Origin of the sequence: Saccharopolyspora elongata (assembly GCF_004348985.1) — a bacterium.
In the GTDB taxonomy this organism is placed as follows: domain Bacteria; phylum Actinomycetota; class Actinomycetes; order Mycobacteriales; family Pseudonocardiaceae; genus Saccharopolyspora; species Saccharopolyspora elongata.
Genome location: NZ_SMKW01000015.1, coordinates 118,463 through 137,427 on the forward strand (window position 1 = coordinate 118,463; position 18,965 = coordinate 137,427).

The 18,965-nt window shown below is 72.0% G+C and carries 20 protein-coding genes and 1 pseudogene; 15 read left to right on the forward strand and 6 right to left on the reverse strand.

What is annotated here, in order from left to right:
• Window positions 1-55: 55 nt before the first annotated feature.
• The 9 genes and pseudogenes from E1288_RS14210 to E1288_RS14250 form a co-directional block, all read left to right on the forward strand.
• Window positions 56-931 (forward strand): transketolase, encoded by an 876-nt coding sequence (locus E1288_RS14210; RefSeq protein WP_132485118.1) that lies wholly within the window; start codon window positions 56-58, stop codon window positions 929-931.
• Window positions 928-1,920 carry a transketolase family protein gene (locus tag E1288_RS14215; RefSeq protein ID WP_132485120.1) on the forward strand — a complete coding sequence of 331 codons (993 nt, stop codon included), beginning with the start codon at window positions 928-930 and terminating at the stop codon, window positions 1,918-1,920. The genes E1288_RS14210 and E1288_RS14215 overlap by 4 nt, the downstream gene beginning before the upstream one ends.
• A 173-nt stretch (window positions 1,921-2,093) precedes the next feature.
• Window positions 2,094-2,567, forward strand: coding sequence for an RICIN domain-containing protein (locus E1288_RS14220; protein ID WP_165968111.1), 474 nt, complete (start codon window positions 2,094-2,096; stop codon window positions 2,565-2,567).
• A 301-nt stretch (window positions 2,568-2,868) separates the two neighbouring features.
• A complete protein-coding gene (locus E1288_RS14225; protein ID WP_132485123.1) occupies window positions 2,869-3,399 on the forward strand; it encodes a MarR family winged helix-turn-helix transcriptional regulator in 531 nt (176 codons plus the stop codon).
• Window positions 3,326-4,129: an ABC transporter ATP-binding protein gene (locus E1288_RS14230; protein WP_132485125.1), complete on the forward strand. Its 804-nt coding sequence runs from the start codon at window positions 3,326-3,328 to the stop codon at window positions 4,127-4,129. Before E1288_RS14225 ends, E1288_RS14230 begins: the two co-directional genes overlap by 74 nt.
• Entirely contained in the window at window positions 4,089-4,910 is an 822-nt protein-coding gene (locus E1288_RS14235) for an ABC transporter permease (RefSeq protein WP_132485127.1), read from the forward strand. The genes E1288_RS14230 and E1288_RS14235 overlap by 41 nt, the downstream gene beginning before the upstream one ends.
• Before the next feature lie 173 nt (window positions 4,911-5,083).
• The gene (locus tag E1288_RS50130) at window positions 5,084-5,608 is read left to right on the forward strand and encodes a hypothetical protein (RefSeq protein ID WP_328592461.1); all 525 of its coding nucleotides are present in this window, start codon (window positions 5,084-5,086) and stop codon (window positions 5,606-5,608) included.
• Window positions 5,515-6,225 carry an ATP-binding cassette domain-containing protein gene (locus tag E1288_RS46925; RefSeq protein WP_268951832.1) on the forward strand — a complete coding sequence of 237 codons (711 nt, stop codon included), beginning with the start codon at window positions 5,515-5,517 and terminating at the stop codon, window positions 6,223-6,225. Before E1288_RS50130 ends, E1288_RS46925 begins: the two co-directional genes overlap by 94 nt.
• Before the next feature lie 59 nt (window positions 6,226-6,284).
• Window positions 6,285-6,575 (forward strand): annotated as a pseudogene (locus tag E1288_RS14250) (class I SAM-dependent methyltransferase); the annotation flags it as partial.
• 101 nt (window positions 6,576-6,676) lie between these two features.
• Here the strand turns inward: E1288_RS14250 and E1288_RS14255 are convergent.
• On the reverse strand, window positions 6,677-7,186 hold the full coding sequence (locus E1288_RS14255) for a DUF4396 domain-containing protein (RefSeq protein ID WP_408013359.1): 510 nt from the start codon (window positions 7,184-7,186) through the stop codon (window positions 6,677-6,679).
• Between the two features lie 144 nt (window positions 7,187-7,330).
• Complete coding sequence (locus E1288_RS14260; RefSeq protein WP_132485133.1) at window positions 7,331-8,821, reverse strand: UDP-N-acetylmuramoyl-L-alanyl-D-glutamate--2,6-diaminopimelate ligase; 1,491 nt, start codon at window positions 8,819-8,821, stop codon at window positions 7,331-7,333.
• A 202-nt stretch (window positions 8,822-9,023) separates the two neighbouring features.
• On the opposite strand from E1288_RS14260, the gene E1288_RS14265 reads away from it, so the two are divergent.
• The 4 genes from E1288_RS14265 to E1288_RS14280 all read left to right on the forward strand — a co-directional run bounded on the left by E1288_RS14265 (window position 9,024) and on the right by E1288_RS14280 (window position 13,211).
• Window positions 9,024-9,233: a heavy-metal-associated domain-containing protein gene (locus E1288_RS14265; RefSeq protein ID WP_132485135.1), complete on the forward strand. Its 210-nt coding sequence runs from the start codon at window positions 9,024-9,026 to the stop codon at window positions 9,231-9,233.
• Window positions 9,234-9,282: 49 nt separating this feature from the next.
• Window positions 9,283-10,245 (forward strand): hypothetical protein, encoded by a 963-nt coding sequence (locus E1288_RS14270; protein ID WP_132485137.1) that lies wholly within the window; start codon window positions 9,283-9,285, stop codon window positions 10,243-10,245.
• Window positions 10,246-10,259: 14 nt separating this feature from the next.
• Window positions 10,260-12,563, forward strand: coding sequence for a heavy metal translocating P-type ATPase (locus E1288_RS14275; protein WP_132485139.1), 2,304 nt, complete (start codon window positions 10,260-10,262; stop codon window positions 12,561-12,563).
• 447 nt (window positions 12,564-13,010) lie between these two features.
• Window positions 13,011-13,211 carry a hypothetical protein gene (locus E1288_RS14280; RefSeq protein ID WP_132485141.1) on the forward strand — a complete coding sequence of 67 codons (201 nt, stop codon included), beginning with the start codon at window positions 13,011-13,013 and terminating at the stop codon, window positions 13,209-13,211.
• Here E1288_RS14280 and E1288_RS14285 read toward each other — a convergent pair whose 3' ends face one another.
• Both E1288_RS14285 and E1288_RS14290 read right to left on the reverse strand, forming a co-directional pair.
• Window positions 13,212-14,024, reverse strand: coding sequence for a GNAT family N-acetyltransferase (locus E1288_RS14285; protein ID WP_235883541.1), 813 nt, complete (start codon window positions 14,022-14,024; stop codon window positions 13,212-13,214).
• A 111-nt stretch (window positions 14,025-14,135) separates the two neighbouring features.
• Entirely contained in the window at window positions 14,136-15,461 is a 1,326-nt protein-coding gene (locus E1288_RS14290; RefSeq protein ID WP_132485143.1) for a CitMHS family transporter, read from the reverse strand.
• A 163-nt stretch (window positions 15,462-15,624) separates the two neighbouring features.
• Here E1288_RS14290 and E1288_RS14295 point away from each other — a divergent pair, with 163 nt between their 5' ends.
• Both E1288_RS14295 and E1288_RS14300 read left to right on the forward strand, forming a co-directional pair.
• On the forward strand, window positions 15,625-17,223 hold the full coding sequence (locus tag E1288_RS14295; protein ID WP_132485145.1) for an ATP-binding protein: 1,599 nt from the start codon (window positions 15,625-15,627) through the stop codon (window positions 17,221-17,223).
• Complete coding sequence (locus E1288_RS14300; RefSeq protein ID WP_132485147.1) at window positions 17,220-17,888, forward strand: response regulator; 669 nt, start codon at window positions 17,220-17,222, stop codon at window positions 17,886-17,888. The genes E1288_RS14295 and E1288_RS14300 overlap by 4 nt, the downstream gene beginning before the upstream one ends.
• A gap of 131 nt (window positions 17,889-18,019) precedes the next feature.
• Here E1288_RS14300 and E1288_RS14305 read toward each other — a convergent pair whose 3' ends face one another.
• A complete protein-coding gene (locus tag E1288_RS14305) occupies window positions 18,020-18,418 on the reverse strand; it encodes a nitroreductase family protein (protein WP_235883550.1) in 399 nt (132 codons plus the stop codon).
• Between the two features lie 37 nt (window positions 18,419-18,455).
• Window positions 18,456-18,923 carry a CAP domain-containing protein gene (locus tag E1288_RS14310; RefSeq protein ID WP_328592459.1) on the reverse strand — a complete coding sequence of 156 codons (468 nt, stop codon included), beginning with the start codon at window positions 18,921-18,923 and terminating at the stop codon, window positions 18,456-18,458.
• Window positions 18,924-18,965 lie beyond the last annotated feature (42 nt).

The following is an 18,965-nucleotide window of genomic DNA, read 5'->3' on the forward strand; positions in this document are numbered from 1 at the left end:
AGAACCGACTTCACCAACAGTTTCCGAGACCGCCTCCACTCCTGAGAGGAACACGATGACGATCGCCACCGGCAGCGACCTGACGGCGCGCGCCGAACGGGTGCGTGCGGCGGCCTTCCGCATGCGGCACCACGTGCTGGACATGGGAGAGGTGCAGGGCCAGGGGTACGTCGGGCAGGCGCTGGGCGTCGCCGACGTCCTCGCCGCGCTCTACGTCGACCAGCTGCGCTTCCGCGCCGACGACCCGCACTGGCCGGAGCGGGACCGGTTCCTGCTGTCCACCGGCCACTACGCCATCGCCCTGTACGCCGCGCTCGCGGAGGCCGGCACCATCCCGGTCGACGAGCTGGCGACCTACGGTGCCGACGGCTCCCGGCTGCCCATGTCGGGCATGGCCTCCTACACGCCCGGCATGGAGATCTCCGGCGGTTCGCTCGGGCACGGCCTCACCGTCGCGGTCGGCATGGCGCTCGGCACCCGGCTGCGGGGCGAGCAGCCCCGCATCGTCAACTTCCTGTCCGACGGCGAGCTGGACGAGGGCTCCACCTGGGAGGCCGCGATGGGCGCCGCCCACCACCGGCTCGGCCGGATCCTGGCCGTCGTGGACATGAACGCGCTGCAGGCGGACGGGCCCACGAAGGGCGTGCTGGGCATCGAGCCCGCCGAGGAGAAGTGGGCCTCGGCGGGCTGGTTCACCCAGCGCGTCGACGGCAACGACGTGCCGGCGCTGCTGCGCGCGCTCGACGCCGCCGCGCAGCGGTCGGCGCCCGTCGGCGATCCGGCGGTGATCCTCTGCGACACCAGGATCGGGCGCGGCGTCCCGCTGCTGGAGGCCAGGGAGAAGGCGCACTTCATGCGGATCGAGGAGCACGAGTGGCAGCTGTGCCGCGAGCAGCTGACCGAGAACCACCCGGGAGAGCAGACACGATGACCGCCACGACCCCGAAGCGGCTGACCACCTCCGCGATGATCGCCTCCTTCGCCGACCCCGGGCAGCGGACCACCAGCGCCCCGTTCGGCCACGCGCTGGCCGCGCTCGCCGAGGCGGACGACCGGATCGTCGGGCTGACCGCCGACCTCGGCAAGTACACCGACATGCACGTGTTCGCCGCGGCCCACCCCGACCGGTTCTTCCAGATGGGCATGGCCGAGCAGTTGCTCCTCGGCGCGGCCGCCGGGATGGCCGAGGTGGGGCTCGTGCCGTTCGCGTCGACCTACAGCGTCTTCGCCGCCCGGCGCGCCTACGACTTCCTCTGCCTGGACATCGCCGAGCCGAACCTCAACGTCAACGTCGTCGGCGGGCTCCCAGGCCTGACGACCGGCTACGGGCCTAGCCACCAGGCGACCGAGGACGTGGCGATCTTCCGCGGCATGCCGAACCTCACCATCGTCGACCCGTGCGACGCGGTGGACATCGAGCAGGCGGTGCCGCAGCTGGCCGCCGCCGAAGGTCCGACGTACCTGCGGCTGCTGCGCGGCAAGGTGCCGACCGTGCTGGACGAGTACGACTACTCGTTCCGCCTCGGCAAGGCCGCGGTGCTGCGCGGCGGTTCGGACGTCGTGTTCGTCTCAAGTGGACTGATGACGATGCGGGCGCTGCAAGCCGCGGAGGAGCTCGCGAAGCACCGGGTCGACGTCGCCGTGGTGCACGCGCCGACCATCAAGCCGTTCGACGCCGACACCGTGCTGTCCGAAGTGGACTCCGATCGGCTGGTGGTGACGCTGGAGAACCACACCGTGGTGGGCGGGCTGTTCGAGACCGTCGCCTCGGCCGTGGTGACCCGCGGGCTCGGCAAGCGGATCGTGCCGATCGCGCTGCCCGACGCCTTCCTTGACGCCGGCGCCCTGCCGACGCTGCACGAACGCTACGGCCTCGCGACCGGTGCCATCGTCAGCAAGGTCCTCGACACCCTCGGCTGACCGCGACGGCCGGGACCCGGCGGCGTACCCGGTTCCCGGCCAGCAGGCCACCGCTCGCCCACAGTGGGGTGAATTGCGGGATTTTCGGCGAGATCGCAGTGAACTCGGTGACGCACGTGCCCGAAGGGTGCGCGCGATGTGAATCTACTACGCGATTCTACGAGGTGAGTTCATTGCGGAAAGCGAGCCACTGGACCCTGGCGGCCTTGGGCGCACTGTGCCTGAGCGGATCGGCCGCGCTGCCGATCGCGGCAGCCGCGCCCGCTCCCCTGGAGGCGTCGTTCAGCAACGTGGCGGCGGGCACGTGCCTGCAGAGCCCGGACGGCTACGCGATCACGTTGACCGGCTGCAACCCGAGCGATCCCAAGCAGAACTGGTCGCGTGAGTACCTCGGCCACTCGGAGCTGATCCGGATCAACCGCACGAACAGCTGTATGGGGCACGCGGGCGGCCCGTACGTGCGCCTGATGCCGTGCGACTCCTACGACCCGACCCAGCAGTGGCGGGCTGAGGCCGCCGACGAAGGCAGCCTGCTGCACCACATGGACACCAACACCTGCCTGGGCCACCTGAGCGGGTCGGAGGTGCGGCTGTTCCCCTGCGACCCGGAGAACCCGGCGCAGCAGTGGGGCCTGACCGCGAGCTGAACCGAGTGCCGTGGGTCTTCCGGGCCGCTGCGGCCGCCCGGAAGGCCCACGACCGGATTAGACGGGGTGGCGATTTCGCGCGAAATTGCCACCCCGCCCTCTTGCCGAGCGCTGATTTCGCGCGAAATCGCCACCTTTGCGTTCAGGCGGTCACGCCGTGCCCGCACCCCGTTCTGGAACGAACCTCGCCGGCGCGGGCACCGACCGCGCGGGATGTTCCCCTGTGGCACGGGGATTCGTTCCCGCACCTCGCGTTTCTCGGTGATCGCCGGTACCTCGCAATGAGAGGTAGCTTTGTCGGGTGGGCGAGGTGGACTCCCGGGCCGTCGCCGACGAGCTGACGACCGTGATCTCGACCCTACGGCGGGTCGTGCGGCGCAGCCTTCGCGCCGAATTGCCGATGCCGGACCTGCGTGGCGCGCAGGTCGAATTGCTCCAGGTCGTCGAGCAGCAGCCGGGCGTCAGCGTGGCCGGCGCCGCGCTCCGGCTGCGCATGGCGGCGAACTCCGCGAGCACCCTGGTCAACCAGCTCACCCGGGTCGGCCTGTTGCGCCGCGAGACCGATCCGGGCGATCGCCGCGCGGTCCGGCTGCACCTGACCGACGCCGCCACGCACCGGGTCGCCGCCTGGCGGCAGGCGCGGACCCGCCTGGTGGGCGACGCCCTCGCCGAGCTGTCCGCGGCGGATCAGAAGGCAGTCGCCGATGCCCTGCGCGGGTTGCGCGCATTGGTCCTCGCGTTGGAAGGAGGTGGCGTCGATGACCGAGGTGGCGGTGCGGTGCCGGGGCCTGCGGCAGTCGTTCGGCGAGCAGGTCGCGGTCGACGGGGTTGACCTGGACGTCCGGGCCGGCGAGGTGTTCGGGCTGCTGGGTCCCAACGGCGCGGGCAAGACCACCACGATCCGCGCGATCACCACGCTGCTGCCCACCGCGGCGGGCGTGGTCGAGATCTTCGGGGTCGACGCGGCACGCCACAAGCTGGCGACGCGCCGGCTGATCGGCTATGTGCCGCAACAGCTTTCGGCCGACGGGTCGCTGACCGGGTGGGAGAACGTCGCGCTGTTCGCCCGCCTCTTCGACGTTCCGCGCGCGCAGCGGCGCTCCGCGGTGCGCACCGCGCTGGGCGCCGTCGGGCTCACCACCGTCGCCGAACGCTTGGCCGGCACCTACTCGGGCGGCATGGTGCGCCGCCTCGAACTCGCGCAGGCGCTGGTCAGCGGGCCAAAGCTGCTGGTGCTGGACGAGCCGACCATCGGTCTGGACCCCATCGGCCGGGAGGGCGTGTGGGACCGGATCGCCCAGATCCGCGCCGAGACCGGGATGACCGTGCTGGTCACGACGCACTACATGGACGAGGCCGACCAGCACTGCGAGCGGCTCGCCCTGATGCACCGCGGGCGGATCCGGGCGCGGGGAACCCCCGCCGAGCTCAAGGCGGCCGTGGGACCGGACGCCACGCTCGACGACGTCTTCCGGACGATCACCGACGACACCTTCGAGGAAACGGGAGAAGGGATGCGAGATGTCCGCGCGACTCGACGCACCTCCGGCCGCCTCGGTTGAACCGGTGCGGCGCAGCCCGCCGGGCCTGGTGGCGGCGCGGGTGGCGGCAATGTGCCTGGTGGAGCTGCAGAAGCTGCGGCACGACCGGGCCGAGCTGCTCACCAGAGCCGTGCAGCCCGCACTGTGGCTGCTGATCTTCGGCCAGGTGTTCACCGGGCTGCGCGCGATCCCCACCGGGAACGTCCCCTACCTCGACTTCCTCGCGCCGGGCATCCTCGCGCAGTCGGCGCTGTTCATCGCGATCTTCTACGGCATCCAGATCATCTGGGAGCGGGATGCGGGAGTGCTGGCGAAGCTGCTGGTCACGCCCACGCCGCGAGTCGCCCTGGTGACCGGCAAGGCATTCGCCGCCGGGGTGCGCGCGCTGGTGCAGGCGCTCGTGGTGCTGGTGCTGGCGGCGCTGCTCGGCGTCGGCCTCACCGCGAACCCGGTGAACCTGCTCGCGATGGGCGCCGTGGTGGTCCTCGGTTCGGCCTTCTTCTGCTGCCTGTCCATCACGATCGCCGGGCTGGTGCTGTCCCGGGACCGGCTGATGGGCATCGGGCAGGCGATCACCATGCCGCTGTTCTTCGCCTCCAACGCCCTGTACCCGGTCGACCTGATGCCGGGGTGGCTGAAGGCGGTCAACTACGCGAACCCGCTCAGCTACGAGGTCGACGCCCTGCGCGGACTGCTGATCGGCACGCCCGCGCACCTGGCGCTGGACTTCGGTGTCCTGGTCGTCGCCGCCGGCGTCATGATCGGCATCGCGGCCGCCCTGCTCGGGCGCTTGGCGCGCTGAGCGGGCATGGCGTGGTCAGCGGCGATCGAACGTCCACCGAGGACGGCGCAAGCGGCCGCCGGTTCGTCGACCAGGCGAGGGCGAAAGCGCTGTTCGACACGCTGGTCGGCTACGCCGACGACATGAGCGTCGTGCCGCGCCTGGCCGAGTCGTGGGAACCCGACGCGACCGGGATGCGGTGGCTGATCCGGTTGCGCAGCGCCCGGTTCCACGACAACAGGCCGGTCACCGCCGACGACATCCTCTACAGCTACCGCCGCGTCGCCGACCCCGCCACCGCATTGCCGGCGCGGTGGCAGTTCGCCACCGTCGACTTCAGCGCCAGCCGCGCGCACTCACGGCCACCGTGCTGCTCACCCACGACCTCACTCTCACCCGGCGGCTCGCCGACGAGATCGTCGTCCTGCTGGACGGGCGGAACGTCGAGCGGGGCCCGGCGAGCCGGCTGCCGCAGGAGCCGGCCCACGCCTACACCCGGAGCCTGCTCGCGGCCGAACCCCGTCTGCCGGACGCGCCCCGAGTTCCGCACGCAGCGGATCCGGCGTCCGGGCTGCACGCGCGCAGGCTGGGAAAGACGGCGAACGGCAAGCGGTTGCTCGACGACGTGGACCTGCACGTGCCGTCCGGCCGGTGCGTCGCGATCGTCGGGCGCTCCGGGGCGGGCAAGACCACCCTCGCCCGCTGCCTCGCCGGGTTGACCCGCCCGGACAGCGGTCAAGTGCTGCTGGACGGCGTCCCGCTGGCCGCCGCCATCCGGCGCCGCGACCGGCGGCAGCGGACGCAGGTGCAGTACGTCCACCAGAACGCCCGCGCGTCCTTCGACGAGTTCCGGCCCGTCGCCGCCCAGATCGCCAGGACCGCCCAGTTCGCCTGCGGCCTCAGCAGCGAGCAGGCCCGGTCCGAGGCGGCGCGCGTACTCGCCACGATCGGGCTCACCTCGTCGCAGGCCGCGCGGCGGCCCGATGCCCTCTCCGGCGGGCAGTTGCAGCGGGCGGCGCTGGCTCGGGCGCTGCTCGCCCGGCCTGCGGCGTTGATCTGCGACGAGATCACCTCGGGCCAAGACCTGATCAACCAAGCTGAGCTGCTCGGCCTGCTCGCCGAAGCCGCCCGCACCACCGCGGTCGGGTTGGTGCTGATCAGCCACGACCTGCCCGCCATCGCTGGCATCGCCGACGAGATCCACGTGCTCGAAGCGGGCCGCCGCGTCGAGCACGCCGCCACCCACGAGCTGCTCACCCGGCCGCGTACCGCGATCGCGCGCGACCTCGTGGCCAGCGCGAACTGCGGCGCGGCCGCGACGGGCCGGGGAACCTGACCGTCATTGTTGCAAACCATTCGCAACTACACTCGCGGCTGAGCGGAAGGGCGGTACCAATGGGCAACGACCTGCGAGCGGCGATCGATGCGGTCCGCGACAACTGGGACCGCCGGGCCCCGGCGTACGACCGCTTCTACCAGGACTACGCGCAGGACAAACGCGATGCGTGGCGCGCGACCTGCGAGAAGGCCCTGGTCGAGCTGCTCGGCCGGCGCGACCGGCCGCTCGAAGTGCTCGACGTCGGCACCGGCACCGGGTTCCTCGCCACGCTGCTGGCCGAGCTCGGGCACAACGTCACCGCGATCGACGCCTCCAGCACGATGCTCGGCTACGCCCGCGCCGAAGCGCGCCGACCGGCTCCTCCCCGGATATGCGCGACCGGTCAGCGCGGATTTCTTCCTCCTCGGCACCCGGCCGGCGCAGCTGCCCTGACGCCGCGCGTTCGCGATCAGTGGTGGTACTCGTGCGCGACCGCGTGCCCCTTGCCGCGGGCGATCAGCGCCCGGTTGACCGGCACCGTCAGCACGAAGGCGATCGCCAGGGCGACCAACAGGGAGCCCCAGAACAGCGGGCTGGTGAGCCCGGCGTCCATCGCGCCGGGGATGACCACCATGATCAGGTTGTCCACGATCTCCATCACGGTGATCGACAGCGTGTCGGCGGCCAGCGCGACGCCGAGCGCGGCACCGAAGGCCAGCCCCGAGCGGAGCACCGGCAGGATCGTCAGGCCGTAGCCGAACACGAACGCCAGCACCACGGCCAGCACGATCGTCGCCACGTTCGACAGGCCCAGCGCGGTGCCGATGACCATGCCGAGCACCTCGCCGATCGCGCAGCCGGTCAGGCAGTGCAGGGTGGCCGAGATCGCGGACCGGGTCAGCGCCCGCCCCGTCAGCGGCCGATGATCCGCGTGTCCGTGGTGGTCATGGGTTTCCGGATGGTCGGCCATGGTTCGCATTCCCCTCGACGACGGTGTTCGGCGAGCGGCTCCCTGTATACCCAACGGGGGTATGGCTTGCAACCCCCGGCGGTGCGACGCGTTGGCCGTCACCTAGGTGTTGCGGGTCAGGACGTTGATGCCGTGGTGGCCGGCCACCTGCGCCTAGGCGCCGTGGCGGCTCACGCGCGGAACCCGGCCGGCGAGCGCGGCTTCGGCGACGGCGACGTCGTTGAAGGGGAAGCGGATTCCGCCGACCGTCTGGTAGCGCTCGTGGCCCCGGCCGGCGATGAGCACGACATCACCGGGCTCGGCCCGCTCGACGGCCGCGGCGATCGCCCGCCTGCGGTCCTCCTGCACCAGCACCTCCGCGCCGCCGCAGCCGATCGTGCCGGTGAGCATCTGAGCGATGATCTCCCCGGGCCGCTCGTCGTAGGGGTCGTCGGCGGTGAAGATCGCGGTGTCGGCGGCCAGCGCGATGCGCCCCATGTCCGGGCGGTTGAACCGGTCCCGGTTGCCCGCGCTGCCCACCACCAGGTGGACGCGCCCTGCCGGGTTCGCCCGGCGCGCGGTGGCGATCAGCTGGGCCAGCGCGGACGGCGTGTGGGCGAAGTCGACCACCACCTGGAACGGCTGGCCGGCGTCCACCCGCTGGTACCGGCCGGGCGGCGGCGCCGCACCCAGGCCGGCCGCCGCGTCCCGCCGGGACACCCCCATCAGGCGGGCCGCCGCGTAGGCGGCGACCAGGTTCGCGGGCTGCCCCCCGCAGGCGGGCGTGGTCAGCTCGACCTCGTCGCGCCCGTCCCGCACGAGGACCCGCATGCCGCCGGGCGTCGAGGCCGCCGCGTCGACCCGCACGTCCGCCAGGCGGGCTTGGCCCACGGTCACCGTCGGCACCCGCGCCTGGGCCGCCAGCCGCCGCCCCCACGAGTCGTCGATGTTGATCACCGCCCGGCGGCAGGCGTCCGGCGTGAACAGCGCCGCCTTCGCCGCGTAGTACTGCTCCGTGGTGCCGTGGTAGTCGAGATGCTCCGGGCTGAGGTTCGTGAACACCGCGACCTCGGCCGTGACCGGGTCGATGCGGTGCTGGTCGACGGCGTGCGAGGACACCTCCATCGCCGCCGCCTGGACGCCCGCCGCACGCATCCGGCACAGGGTCCGCTGGAGCTCGGCGGCGCCCGGGGTGGTCAGGGCGGCAGGGTTGCGCGCCCCGGGGATCCGGGCCTCCACCGTGGACACCAGTCCCGTGCGGTACCCGGCGGCGGCGAGCGCCGCCTCGATCAGGTGCACCGTTGTGGTCTTGCCGTTCGTGCCGGTCACGGCGGCGACCGCCAGCGCGTCCGCCGGATGGCCGTGCACCGCGGCGGCCACCGGCCCCACCGCCGGCCGCACGGCCGGAACCCGCACCTGCGGCACCGGCGCGTCGACGAACCGCCGCACCAGCAGCGCGCCGGCTCCCGCCGCCACCGCCTCGTCCGCGAAGTCGTGCCCGTCCACGTGCGCTCCGGGCACCGCGCAGAACAGCGCGCCCCGCCTCACGCACCTGCTGTCCTCGGTGACGTCCAGGACGTCGGCGGCGCCGCGCAGCTCGGCCTCGGGAAGGTCCTGAGTGGCCTTCGCGAGGCTGATTCCCCCGTGCCGACAACCGCATTCCATTCGCGTCACCTTGAACTTCCCGAATCCCGCGCATCCGGTCTGCAGTGTCGACCCGACGCCGGCCGCTCGCGAATCGCTGTGACCACGGGAGAAACGGAAGTGACGCGTGGTGCGACCCACTCGTTGACTACAGTACCCCCCTAGGGTATAAAGGACGCGTCGGCGACGAGCCGGCGGAAAGCCAGCGAAAGGGGACGGCGACGTGATCGAGACCAACTACACCGTGACCGGCATGACCTGCGACCACTGCGTGCGGTCGGTGACCGAGGAGATCACCAAGATCGGCTCGGTCTCGGACGTCCGCGTCGACCTGCCGACCGGCGCCGTGACCGTGCGCAGCGGCGAACCGGTGAGCGACGCGGACGTGCGCGAAGCGGTCGAGGAAGCCGGATACGAACTGGCCGCCGGCTGAGGCGCCGAACGGATCCGCCGCCGCGCGGATCCGGCACGAAAGGGTCGTGATGAACACAGCAGCGAAGCTCGCCGCCTACGGTGCGTTGGTCGCGCTCGGCTTCGGCGGGGCGTGGATCACCGGAACCGCTGTCGGCCCGCTCACGCCCGGCACCGCGCAAGCACACGCCGGACACCCCGACGGTGGGAACGCCGGGGATGCGGGCGACCACAGCGGCACCGTCGCGGGAGCCACGCAGGACCAGACTCCAGCCGGACTGACGTCGACCAGGGGCGGCTACACCCTCGCGCCCACCACGACGTTGCTCGCGCCGGAGACCACCGACGAGTTCTCCTTCCGCATCACCGGTGCCGACGGACGACCGGTCACCCGGTTCGACGTCGAGCACGACAAGTGGATGCACCTGATCGTCGTCCGCCGGGACACCGCCGGATACCAGCACCTCCACCCTGAGATATCTCCGGACGGGACCTGGCACGTGCCGATGCGCCTGCCCGGCGCCGGGACCTACCGGGTGTTCGCCGACTTCACCCCGACCGGCGGCGAGGGCCAGACGCTGGGCGTCGACGTGTCCGCGCCGGGTGCCTTCTCCCCCATCACCACCGCCCCGTCCCGGCTCGCCGAGGTCGACGGCTACCAGGTCCGCCTCGACGGCGAACTGGTCGCCGGCCGGTCCTCGCCGGTCACGCTGACGGTGCGCAAGGACGGGAGGCCGGTCACCGACCTGCAGCCCTACCTGGCGGCCTACGGCCACCTCGTGGCGCTGCGCACCGGCGACCTCGCCTACCTGCACGTGCATCCGACCGGCTCGCCCGGCGACGGACGCACCCCGGCCGGGCCGGGCATCGCCTTCCAGGCCGAGGTGCCCTCCGGCGGCGCCTACCGGCTGTTCTTGGACTTCCAGCACGGCGGTACGGTCCGCACCGCGGAATTCACAGTCAACGCGCAGGAACCGGCGGACGGGCAGCACGACCCCGCCCCCACCGGGGACGGCCACGGCGGTCACGGGTGAACGGGAGAACTCCGATGAGCACTGAGACAAGTCCCACCGCGGAGATCGAACTGGCCATCGGTGGCATGACGTGCGCCTCCTGCGCCGCCCGGATCGAACGGCGGCTCGGCAAGCTCGACGGCGTCACCGCGACGGTCAACTACGCCACCGAGAAGGCCAAGATCAGCTACCCCGAGGGGCTCGACCCGAAGCAGCTGGTCGAGCACGTCGAGGCCGCCGGCTACTCCGCCGAGCTGCCGCTGCCGCCCCAGTCCGAAGTGGACGAAACCGAGCCCGAGGACCCGACGAAGCCCCTGCGGGACCGGCTGATCATCTCGGCCGTGCTGTCGGTTCCGGTGATCGCGCTGGCGATGGCGCCGGCCCTGCAGTTCACCTACTGGCAGTGGATCTCGCTCACCCTCGCCGCGCCCGTCGTGGTGTGGGGCGCGTGGCCGTTCCACAAGGCCGCGTGGACGAACCTGCGCCACGGCGCGGCGACCATGGACACGCTGATCTCCATGGGCACGCTGGCCGCGTTCCTGTGGTCGCTCTACGCCCTGCTGTTCGGCACGGCCGGCGTCCCCGGCATGACCCACCCGTTCGAGCTGACCATCCAGCGCATGAGCGGCGACGGCAACATCTACCTCGAGGTCGCCGCCGGGGTCACGACGTTCATCCTCGCCGGGCGCTACTTCGAGTCCCGCTCCAAGCGCCGGGCCGGCGCCGCGCTGCGGGCACTGCTGGAACTCGGCGCCAAGGACGTCGCGGTGCTGCGCGGCGACCGCGAGGTCCGCATCCCGACTGATCAGCTCGCCGTCGGCGACCGGTTCGTCGTCCGGCCCGGCGAGAAGATCGCCACGGACGGCGTCATCGAGGAGGGCAGCTCGGCGGTCGACGCGAGCATGCTCACCGGCGAGTCCGTGCCCGTGGAGGTCGGTGCCGGCGACACCGTCGTGGGCGCCACCGTCAACGCCGGCGGCCGGCTGGTCGTCCGTGCCACCCGCGTCGGCTCCGACACCCAGCTGGCCCAGATGGCCAAGCTCGTCGAGGACGCGCAGAACGGCAAGGCCGCCGTGCAGCGGCTGGCGGACCGGATCTCCGCGGTGTTCGTCCCCATCGTCATCGCGCTGGCGATCGGGACCCTCGGGTTCTGGCTAGGCACCGGTGCCGGTGCCGCGGCGGCCTTCACCGCCGCCGTCGCGGTGCTGATCATCGCCTGCCCATGCGCCCTGGGCCTGGCGACCCCGACCGCGCTGCTGGTCGGCACCGGGCGCGGCGCGCAGATGGGCATCCTCATCAAGGGCCCGGAAGTGCTGGAATCGACCCGGCGCATCGACACCATCGTGCTGGACAAGACCGGCACCGTCACCAGTGGACAGATGTCGCTCGTCGCGGTGCACGCCGCCGACGGGATCGACGAGGACGTGGTGCTGCGGCTGGCCGGTGCGGCGGAGAACGCGTCGGAGCACCCGATCGCCAAGGCGATCGTCAGGGGCGCGACCGAGCTCGTGGGCGAGCTGCCCGCCGTCGAGGAGTTCAGCAACGTCGAGGGTCTGGGCGTGCAGGCGGTCATCGACGGTCACGCCGTGCTCGTCGGGCGGCCGGCGCTGCTGGAGCAGTGGAGCCAGCCGCTGACCGCGGAGCTGGCCGCGGCGCAGGCCGACGCCGAACGGCAGGGCCGCACGGCCGTCGCCGTGGCGTGGGACGGTGCCGCCCAGGCGGTGCTGGAGGTCGCCGACACCGTCAAGCCGACGTCCGCCGAGGCCATCGCCGGACTGCGCGAGCTCGGGCTGAAGCCGGTGCTGCTCACCGGCGACAACGAGACCGTGGCGCGCACCGTCGCGGCCGAGGTGGGCATCGACGAGGTGATCGCCGAGGTCCTGCCGCAGGACAAGGTCGACGTGGTCAAGCGGCTGCAGTCCGAGGGCCGCGTGGTGGCCATGGCCGGTGACGGCGTCAACGACGCCGCCGCGCTCGCCCAGGCCGACCTCGGCCTGGCCATGGGCACCGGCACGGACGTCGCCATCGAGGCCAGCGACCTGACCCTGGTGCGCGGCGACCTCCGCGCCGCGGTGGACGCCATCCGGCTCTCCCGCCGCACGCTCGGCACGATCAAGGGCAACCTGTTCTGGGCCTTCGCCTACAACGTCGCGGCCCTGCCGCTGGCCGCGACCGGGCTGCTCAACCCGATGATCGCCGGGGCGGCGATGGCGTTCAGCTCGGTGTTCGTGGTCGGCAACAGCCTGCGGCTGCGCCGCTTCCGCAGCACCATCACCGAGGAACCGCTGCCCGGCGCGACCGAGCGCGAAGCGGTTCCGGCGGCCGCCCTCCGCGGCTGACCGCGAGCGCGGGCACACCGATGAGCGGTTCAGGCGGTCCGACTGCCGGAACCGCTCATCTGCTTTCCGGCCCCCGATGGCGGGTGGATGAAGCGAACGGCCTGTTCACCTCACCAACCGAGACGAACGGTCCGTTCACCTCCCACCCCGCCCGGAGGTCGTTTCGGAATGGCCCCGCCCGGCTCACCCGAAGACGCCCGGTGCCCGTGGCGGTTTCGCGCGAAACCGGCGCCCTGCACCCGGACGGGCACATCCACACGTGCCAGCACACCACCCTGAAACGACGCCTTGGTGGATGAAGCGAACGGCCTGTTCACCTCGCCTACCGAGACGAACGGTCCGTTCACCTCACCCGCCGGGGAGCAGCTCCTACCGCGCGCGAACACCCGCGGATCCTGATCCGCCGAGACATCCGACATTCCGGTTCTCACTGAGGAAGGACGATCGATGCGCACCCTCATCCGTCTACAACGGACTTTCCAGCGCGGGCAGCTGCACGGGAACCTGGCCGCCGCAGTGCACCTCTGCTGCCACCGGCTCGTGCCCGCCGCCAGGGCCGGGCTCCGGCGGCGCGGGGCGTTCGGCGAAGTGGCCGTCGAAGTCACCGCCACCGCGCTGGCGGCCTGCCGGCGCACGTCGCGGAAGTGATCAGCCGGTGATGGCGTGCTCGGTGTACTGCCCGCAGGAGCGGAACCCGAGGCGGTGGTAGACGGGCTCGCCGTCCGGTGAAGCCTGCAGGACCGCGATGCGGTGGCCGGCGGCTCGGGCCGCGTGGAGCGTCGCCAGCGTCATGGCCCCGCCGTAGCCGCGCCGCCGGTGGTCGGCCAGCGTGCAGATGTTGTAGATCCCGGCGACTCCCGCGTGGCAGAACACCTCGGCCGAGCAGACCGGCCGGCCCGCCACGTAGCCGACCAGGTAGCGGGCCGGGCAATCGGCGGCCAGCGCCTGCGGGGCCGCCAGGGCGAAGAAGCGGCGCACCGTGTCGGCGGGCGGATCCCAGTTCGCGGCGAGCACCGTCGCGTAGTCGGCGAGCTGCTCGGGCGTGGTCACCGGGCGGACCTCCAGCCGCTCCGCACGCGGCTGCGGCAGGGAAGCGCCGAGTTCCGCCCACATCGCCGTCTCGCGCTCGGCGGCCGGCAGACCGGCATCAGCCAGGAGGGAGCTCAGGTCCGCCGGCTCGGCGGCCGGGCCCACCCACCAGGAGAACGGACGGCCGGTGGCGGCCAGCGCCCGGATCGTCTCGGCGATCCGGGCCGGCGCGGCTTCCGGGGCGAAGCGGGCCGCCGCGACGATGTTGAAGGTGTCGTCGTCGAGCCCGCTGTCGGCGACGACGAGGTCGCCGGTGTCCACCACGGTCGCGCCGCTCAAGCTCCGGTGCAGGTGGCACGCGTGCTCGGCCAGGTTCTGATCCATCCGGGCCGGCAGGTCGCCCTCGGGAACCGGATTCGTAGTCGGTCGCACGAGGCTCGATCCCACCACGCGCACGGCCCGCGGCGCACGCCGATTTCGAGCGCGGCACCGGCCGCAGGCCTCCCCGGTGAGGCCCGCGGCCGGTCGACTTCCCTTGCGGGATCAGTGGATCGCGATCAGCCCGAGCCCGAGGCCGGCGGTGATGACGACGGCGCAAACCACGAGCGCCCACTTGATCGCGAAGCGGTGGTGGTCGCCCAGGTCCACCTTCGCCAGTCCGATGAGGACGTACATCGCGGGCACCAGCGGGCTGAGCATGTGGATCGGCTGGCCGAGCAGGGAGGCGCGGGCGATCTCCATCGCGCCGATGCCGTGCTGGGCACCCGCCTCCGCCAGGATCGGCATGACGCCGAAGTAGAAGGCGTCGTTGCTCATGAAGAACGTGAACGGCACGCTCAGCACCGCGACGATGATGCTGAAGAACGGGAACAGCGCGTCCGGCATCGCGGTCAGCAGGTAGTGCGCCATCTGCTCGATCATCCCGGTGCCCGAGAGCACGCCGGTGAACACCGCCGCCGCGAACACCATCGCGACCACCGCGACCACGCTGTCCGCGTGCGAGGCGATGCGGGCGCGCTGCTGCTCCAGCCGCGGGTAGTTGACGATCAGCGCGAGCCCGCAGCCGATCATGAACAGCACCGCGATCGGCAGGACGCCGATGATGAGCGCGGCGAGCAGCGCGATCGTCAGCGCGGCGTTGAACCAGAACAGCTTCGGGCGCAGCGACTCGCGGTCGGGGGCGAGGACGTCGAAGTCCGCCGAGCCCCCGTGGTATGTGTCGGGCCCGCCCGCCCCGACGAGCACGGGCGCGGCGGTGCGCAGCCGGGCGCGCTCGCGCAGGCCGATGGCGTAGGCGATGACGAACACGGTGGCCAGCCCGGCGACCAGCGCGGGGATCATCGGGACGAACAGCTCCTGCGGGTCCAGCTTCAGCGCGCTGGCCGCCCGCGCCGCCGGGCCGCCCCAGGGCACGACGTTGAGGATCGCGTTGGTCATGCAGGCCAGGCCGGTCATCAGCACCGGGCTGACGCCCAGCTTGCGGTAGATCGGCAGCAGCGCCGAGACCGTGATCATGAACGTGGTCGTGCCGTCGCCGTCCAGCGACACCACCGCCACCAGGGCGACCGTGCCCATGATCAGCCGCAGCGGGTCGTTGCGGGTCAGCCGGACCACCGCGCGGGCGATCGGGTCGAACAGCCCGGCGTCGATCATGATGCCGAAGTAGAGGATCGCGAACAGCAGCATGGCGGCCGTCGGGGCGACCGACTTGATGCCGTCGGTGACCATGTCGCCGAGGTCCGGCGCGAAGCCGCCGAGCACCGCGAAGGCCGCCGGGACCACGATCAGCGACACCATCGGGGAGAGCCGTTTGCTCATCACCAGGTAGAGGAAAACGGTAACCATGCACAAGCCGAGCAGCGCGATCAACGCTCCTCCTCCCCGCGGACCGACGGTGGTCCTCGTTACAACGGCGTTTCGTTCTGCGGAACCGTAGGTGACCCCGTTCACCTTGGGGAGGGTTGTCGACGTTGTCCGCCTATCCCGCGTTCGCCGCGTTTTGCGCGTTTTGCTCGCCGGGTACAGTCGAGGGATGTCACGCCGCCCGATGCGGTTCGCGCGGCAGGCCCTGGCCCTCCAGATCTGCTTGATCGCCCTGGTCACCGCGATCGGTTTCGTCCTCGTCGCCTCCCTGCTCGACCGCAACCTCGTCGACCAGTACGGCCAGCGCGCCCTCGCCGTCGCCCGCTCGGTGGCCGCCGACAGCGACCTGGGCGGCGCGGTCGCGCGCCGCGACCTGCCGCAGGTGCGCGATCAGGCCGAACGGGCCCGCACCGCCACCGGCGCGCTGTTCGTCGTCGTCACCGACCGCAACGGCATCCGGCTGGCGCACCCGGACGCCGCCAAGATCGGCGAGCCGGTCAGCACCGACCCGAGCTGGGTGCTCACCGGCCACGAGGTCGTCGACGTGCAGCGCGGAACGCTGGGCCTCTCCGCGCGGGGCAAGGTCCCGCTGCGCACCCCGGACGGCGCGGTCGTCGGGCAGGTGAGCGTCGGCTTCGACGCCGAGGACATCAGCGACACGTTCCTGCGCCTGATCGGGAACACCGCGGCGTTCACCGGCGGGGCGCTGCTGGTCGGCGTGGCCGGGGCGGCGTGGCTCACCCGCATGCTCAAGCGGCGCACCCTGGGGCTGGAGCCGCAGGAGCTGGCGGAGCTGGTGCGCCAGCGCGAAGCGGTGCTCTTCGGCATCCGCGAGGGCGTGCTCGCCGTCGACGCCGCCGGCCGCGTCTCGGTGCGCAACCGCGAGGCCGAACGGCTGCTGGACACGCCCATCGAGGTCGGCATCCCGGCCGCGGAGCTGGCCATCCCCCAGCGGCTCCGGGACGTGCTCGCCGAACGCAGGCCCGCCGACGACCTGATCACCGTGACCGGCGACCGGATGCTGGTGGTCAACCACCGCCCCGTGGTCCGCGGCGGCACCGAGCTCGGCAGTGTGCTGACCCTCCGCGACCAGACCGATCTCGCGGCGCTCAGCCGGGAACTCGAGTCGGTGCGCAGCATGACCGACACGCTGCGAGCCCAGCGGCACGAGTTCACCAATCGGCTGCACACCCTCTCCGGGCTGCTCCAGACCGGGCGGCACCAGGAAGCGGTCGAATACGTGCAGGCGCTTTCCTCCGGGTCGGTGGCCCGGCTCGGTCCGGCGACCGAAGCGGTGCGCGATCCCTACCTGGTGGCGTTCCTGTCCGCCAAGAAGGCGGTCGCGGCGGAACGCGGCGTCGAGCTGGAGCTCGGCGAGACGAGCTGGGTGCCGTCGGAGGTGGTCGCCCCGGTCGAGGTCATGACCGTCGTCGGGAACCTGGTCGACAACGCGATCGACGCGGCGCGGCTGGGATCGGCCCGCCCGGCCCGCGTCGAAGTGGACCTGCTCGCCGACGGCACGACGCTGCACATGTCCGTTGTGGACACCGGCGACGGCGTGCCGGAACCGTTGCGGGAGAAGATCTTCACCGAGGGCGTGTCGACGAAGGGCGACGACGGCAACGGGCTGGGGCTCGCGCTGTGCCGGCAGGCGGCGCGCAGCCTCGGCGGCGACGTGCGGCTGGTCGATGCCGGCGAGGCGCATGGGACGGTGTTCGTGGCGGTGCTGCCGAAGGTTCTCGAAACCACTCAGGAGGTGACGGTGTGATCGGGGTTGTCGTGGTGGAGGACGATTTCCGGGTCGCGCAGGTGCACGCGGAGTTCACCGAGCGGGTGTCCGGATTCCGCGTCCTGGGCACCGCGCACACCGCGGCGCAGGCGCGGGAGCTGATCGACGCGCACAGCCCGGACCTCGTGCTGCTGGACAACTACCTGCCCGACTGCGCCGGGGTCTCGCTGCTCGCCGAGCTCGACGTCGACACGATCATGCTCACCGCGGCGACCGACCCCGCCACCGTCCGCGCCGCGTTCGCGGCGGGCGCGCTGAACTACCTCATCAAGCCGTTCACCGCGGAACAGCTCGCCGACCGGCTCACGGCCTACGCCCGCTACCACTCACGGCTGCCGGTGACCGGCGGCGCGGTCGACCAGGAGGAGATCGACCGGGCGGTGCGGCTGCTGCACGAGGGCGACCGGCCTGCGGCGCCGAAGGGCCAGTCCACCCTCACGTCGCAGCTCGTGATCGACGCGCTGCGCAACGGCGGCGGCGCCCGCTCCGCGGCGGAGATCGCCGAAGAACTGGGCATCGCCCGCGCCACCGCGCAGCGCTACCTGGCGGCGCTGGCCCAGGACGGCAGGGCCGTCATGACGCTGCGGTACGGCGCCAGCGGCCGGCCCGAGCACCAGTACGAGCCGATCGCCGCGACCCGCTAGCTCACGCGTCCTATGTGGACGATCGTCTGCCGCCTGATCGCCGGTGCCGCACCGACGGCACTGCCGTTCGGCCGCCGCACCGCGAAGAAGGGCACGGCCACCTGGCGCGACGAGGCCATGACTCTTCCGGGTTAGACCTGCCGCAATTTCCATTGAAATCGAAGGTCCAATTTCCATTGAAATTGCGGCCCTGACAGCCAGGGCTGGTCGTCGATGCCCGCGTCGCCGATCTGGGCGCGCAGATCGCCCCGCGCCAGCGGGACCAGCCGGTGCGCGCCCGGTTCGTACCGGTAGCTCCCGGCGGGCACGTCCGCGACGTCGCCCGCCACGAGCGTCAATCCCAGGAAGAACGATCCGCCCGCAGACGGGGCCGTTCGCAGTCCCGGGCCGCTGACACCTTGCCCGGCCCAGAGCAACCGGCTCACCGCCAGTGCGGACAGGGGCGCGCCGGAGTACGCCCGGATGCTCCGGCGCCGCCGGAGCACTTCGTCGAACGAGGGCGTGGCCGGCCCGTCCGGTGGCGGCAACATCACCGGACGAGCGTATAGACCAAAGGGATCTCGGTGCTCAGCTTCCGAAGTCCTGGGTCCAGTAGTCGCCGTTGGTGTCGAGGCCGACGCCGATGGTCTTGTTGGAGCAGTTCAGGATGTTCGCCTTGTGCCCGTCGGACTTCATCCAGCCCGCCATGACCTCGGCGGCGCTCTGGTAGCCCTGGGCGATGTTCTCCGCGCCCGGCGACGGGTGGCCGGCCTTCGAGATGCGCTGCGCGAAGGTCACACCGTCGGGGGTGGTGTGATCGAGGTAGGTGCGCTTGGCCATGTCGGCGCTGTGCTCCTGGGCCGCCTTGGTGAGCCGGGAGTCCACCTTGACGGCGCCGCAGCCGGCACCGGCCCGTTCCTTGTTGACCAGGGCGACGACCTGGTCCTCCACCGAGGTGGCCGCACTCGCCATGGGGGCGAAGGCGGCGGCGGCACCGGTGCCGATCATCAGGGCGGTCAGCGTGATTACGGAGCGTCGCAGATTCGGGGGCTTCATGCCGTCGCAAGCTACCCCATTTGGTTGAGATCAAACCGTTAT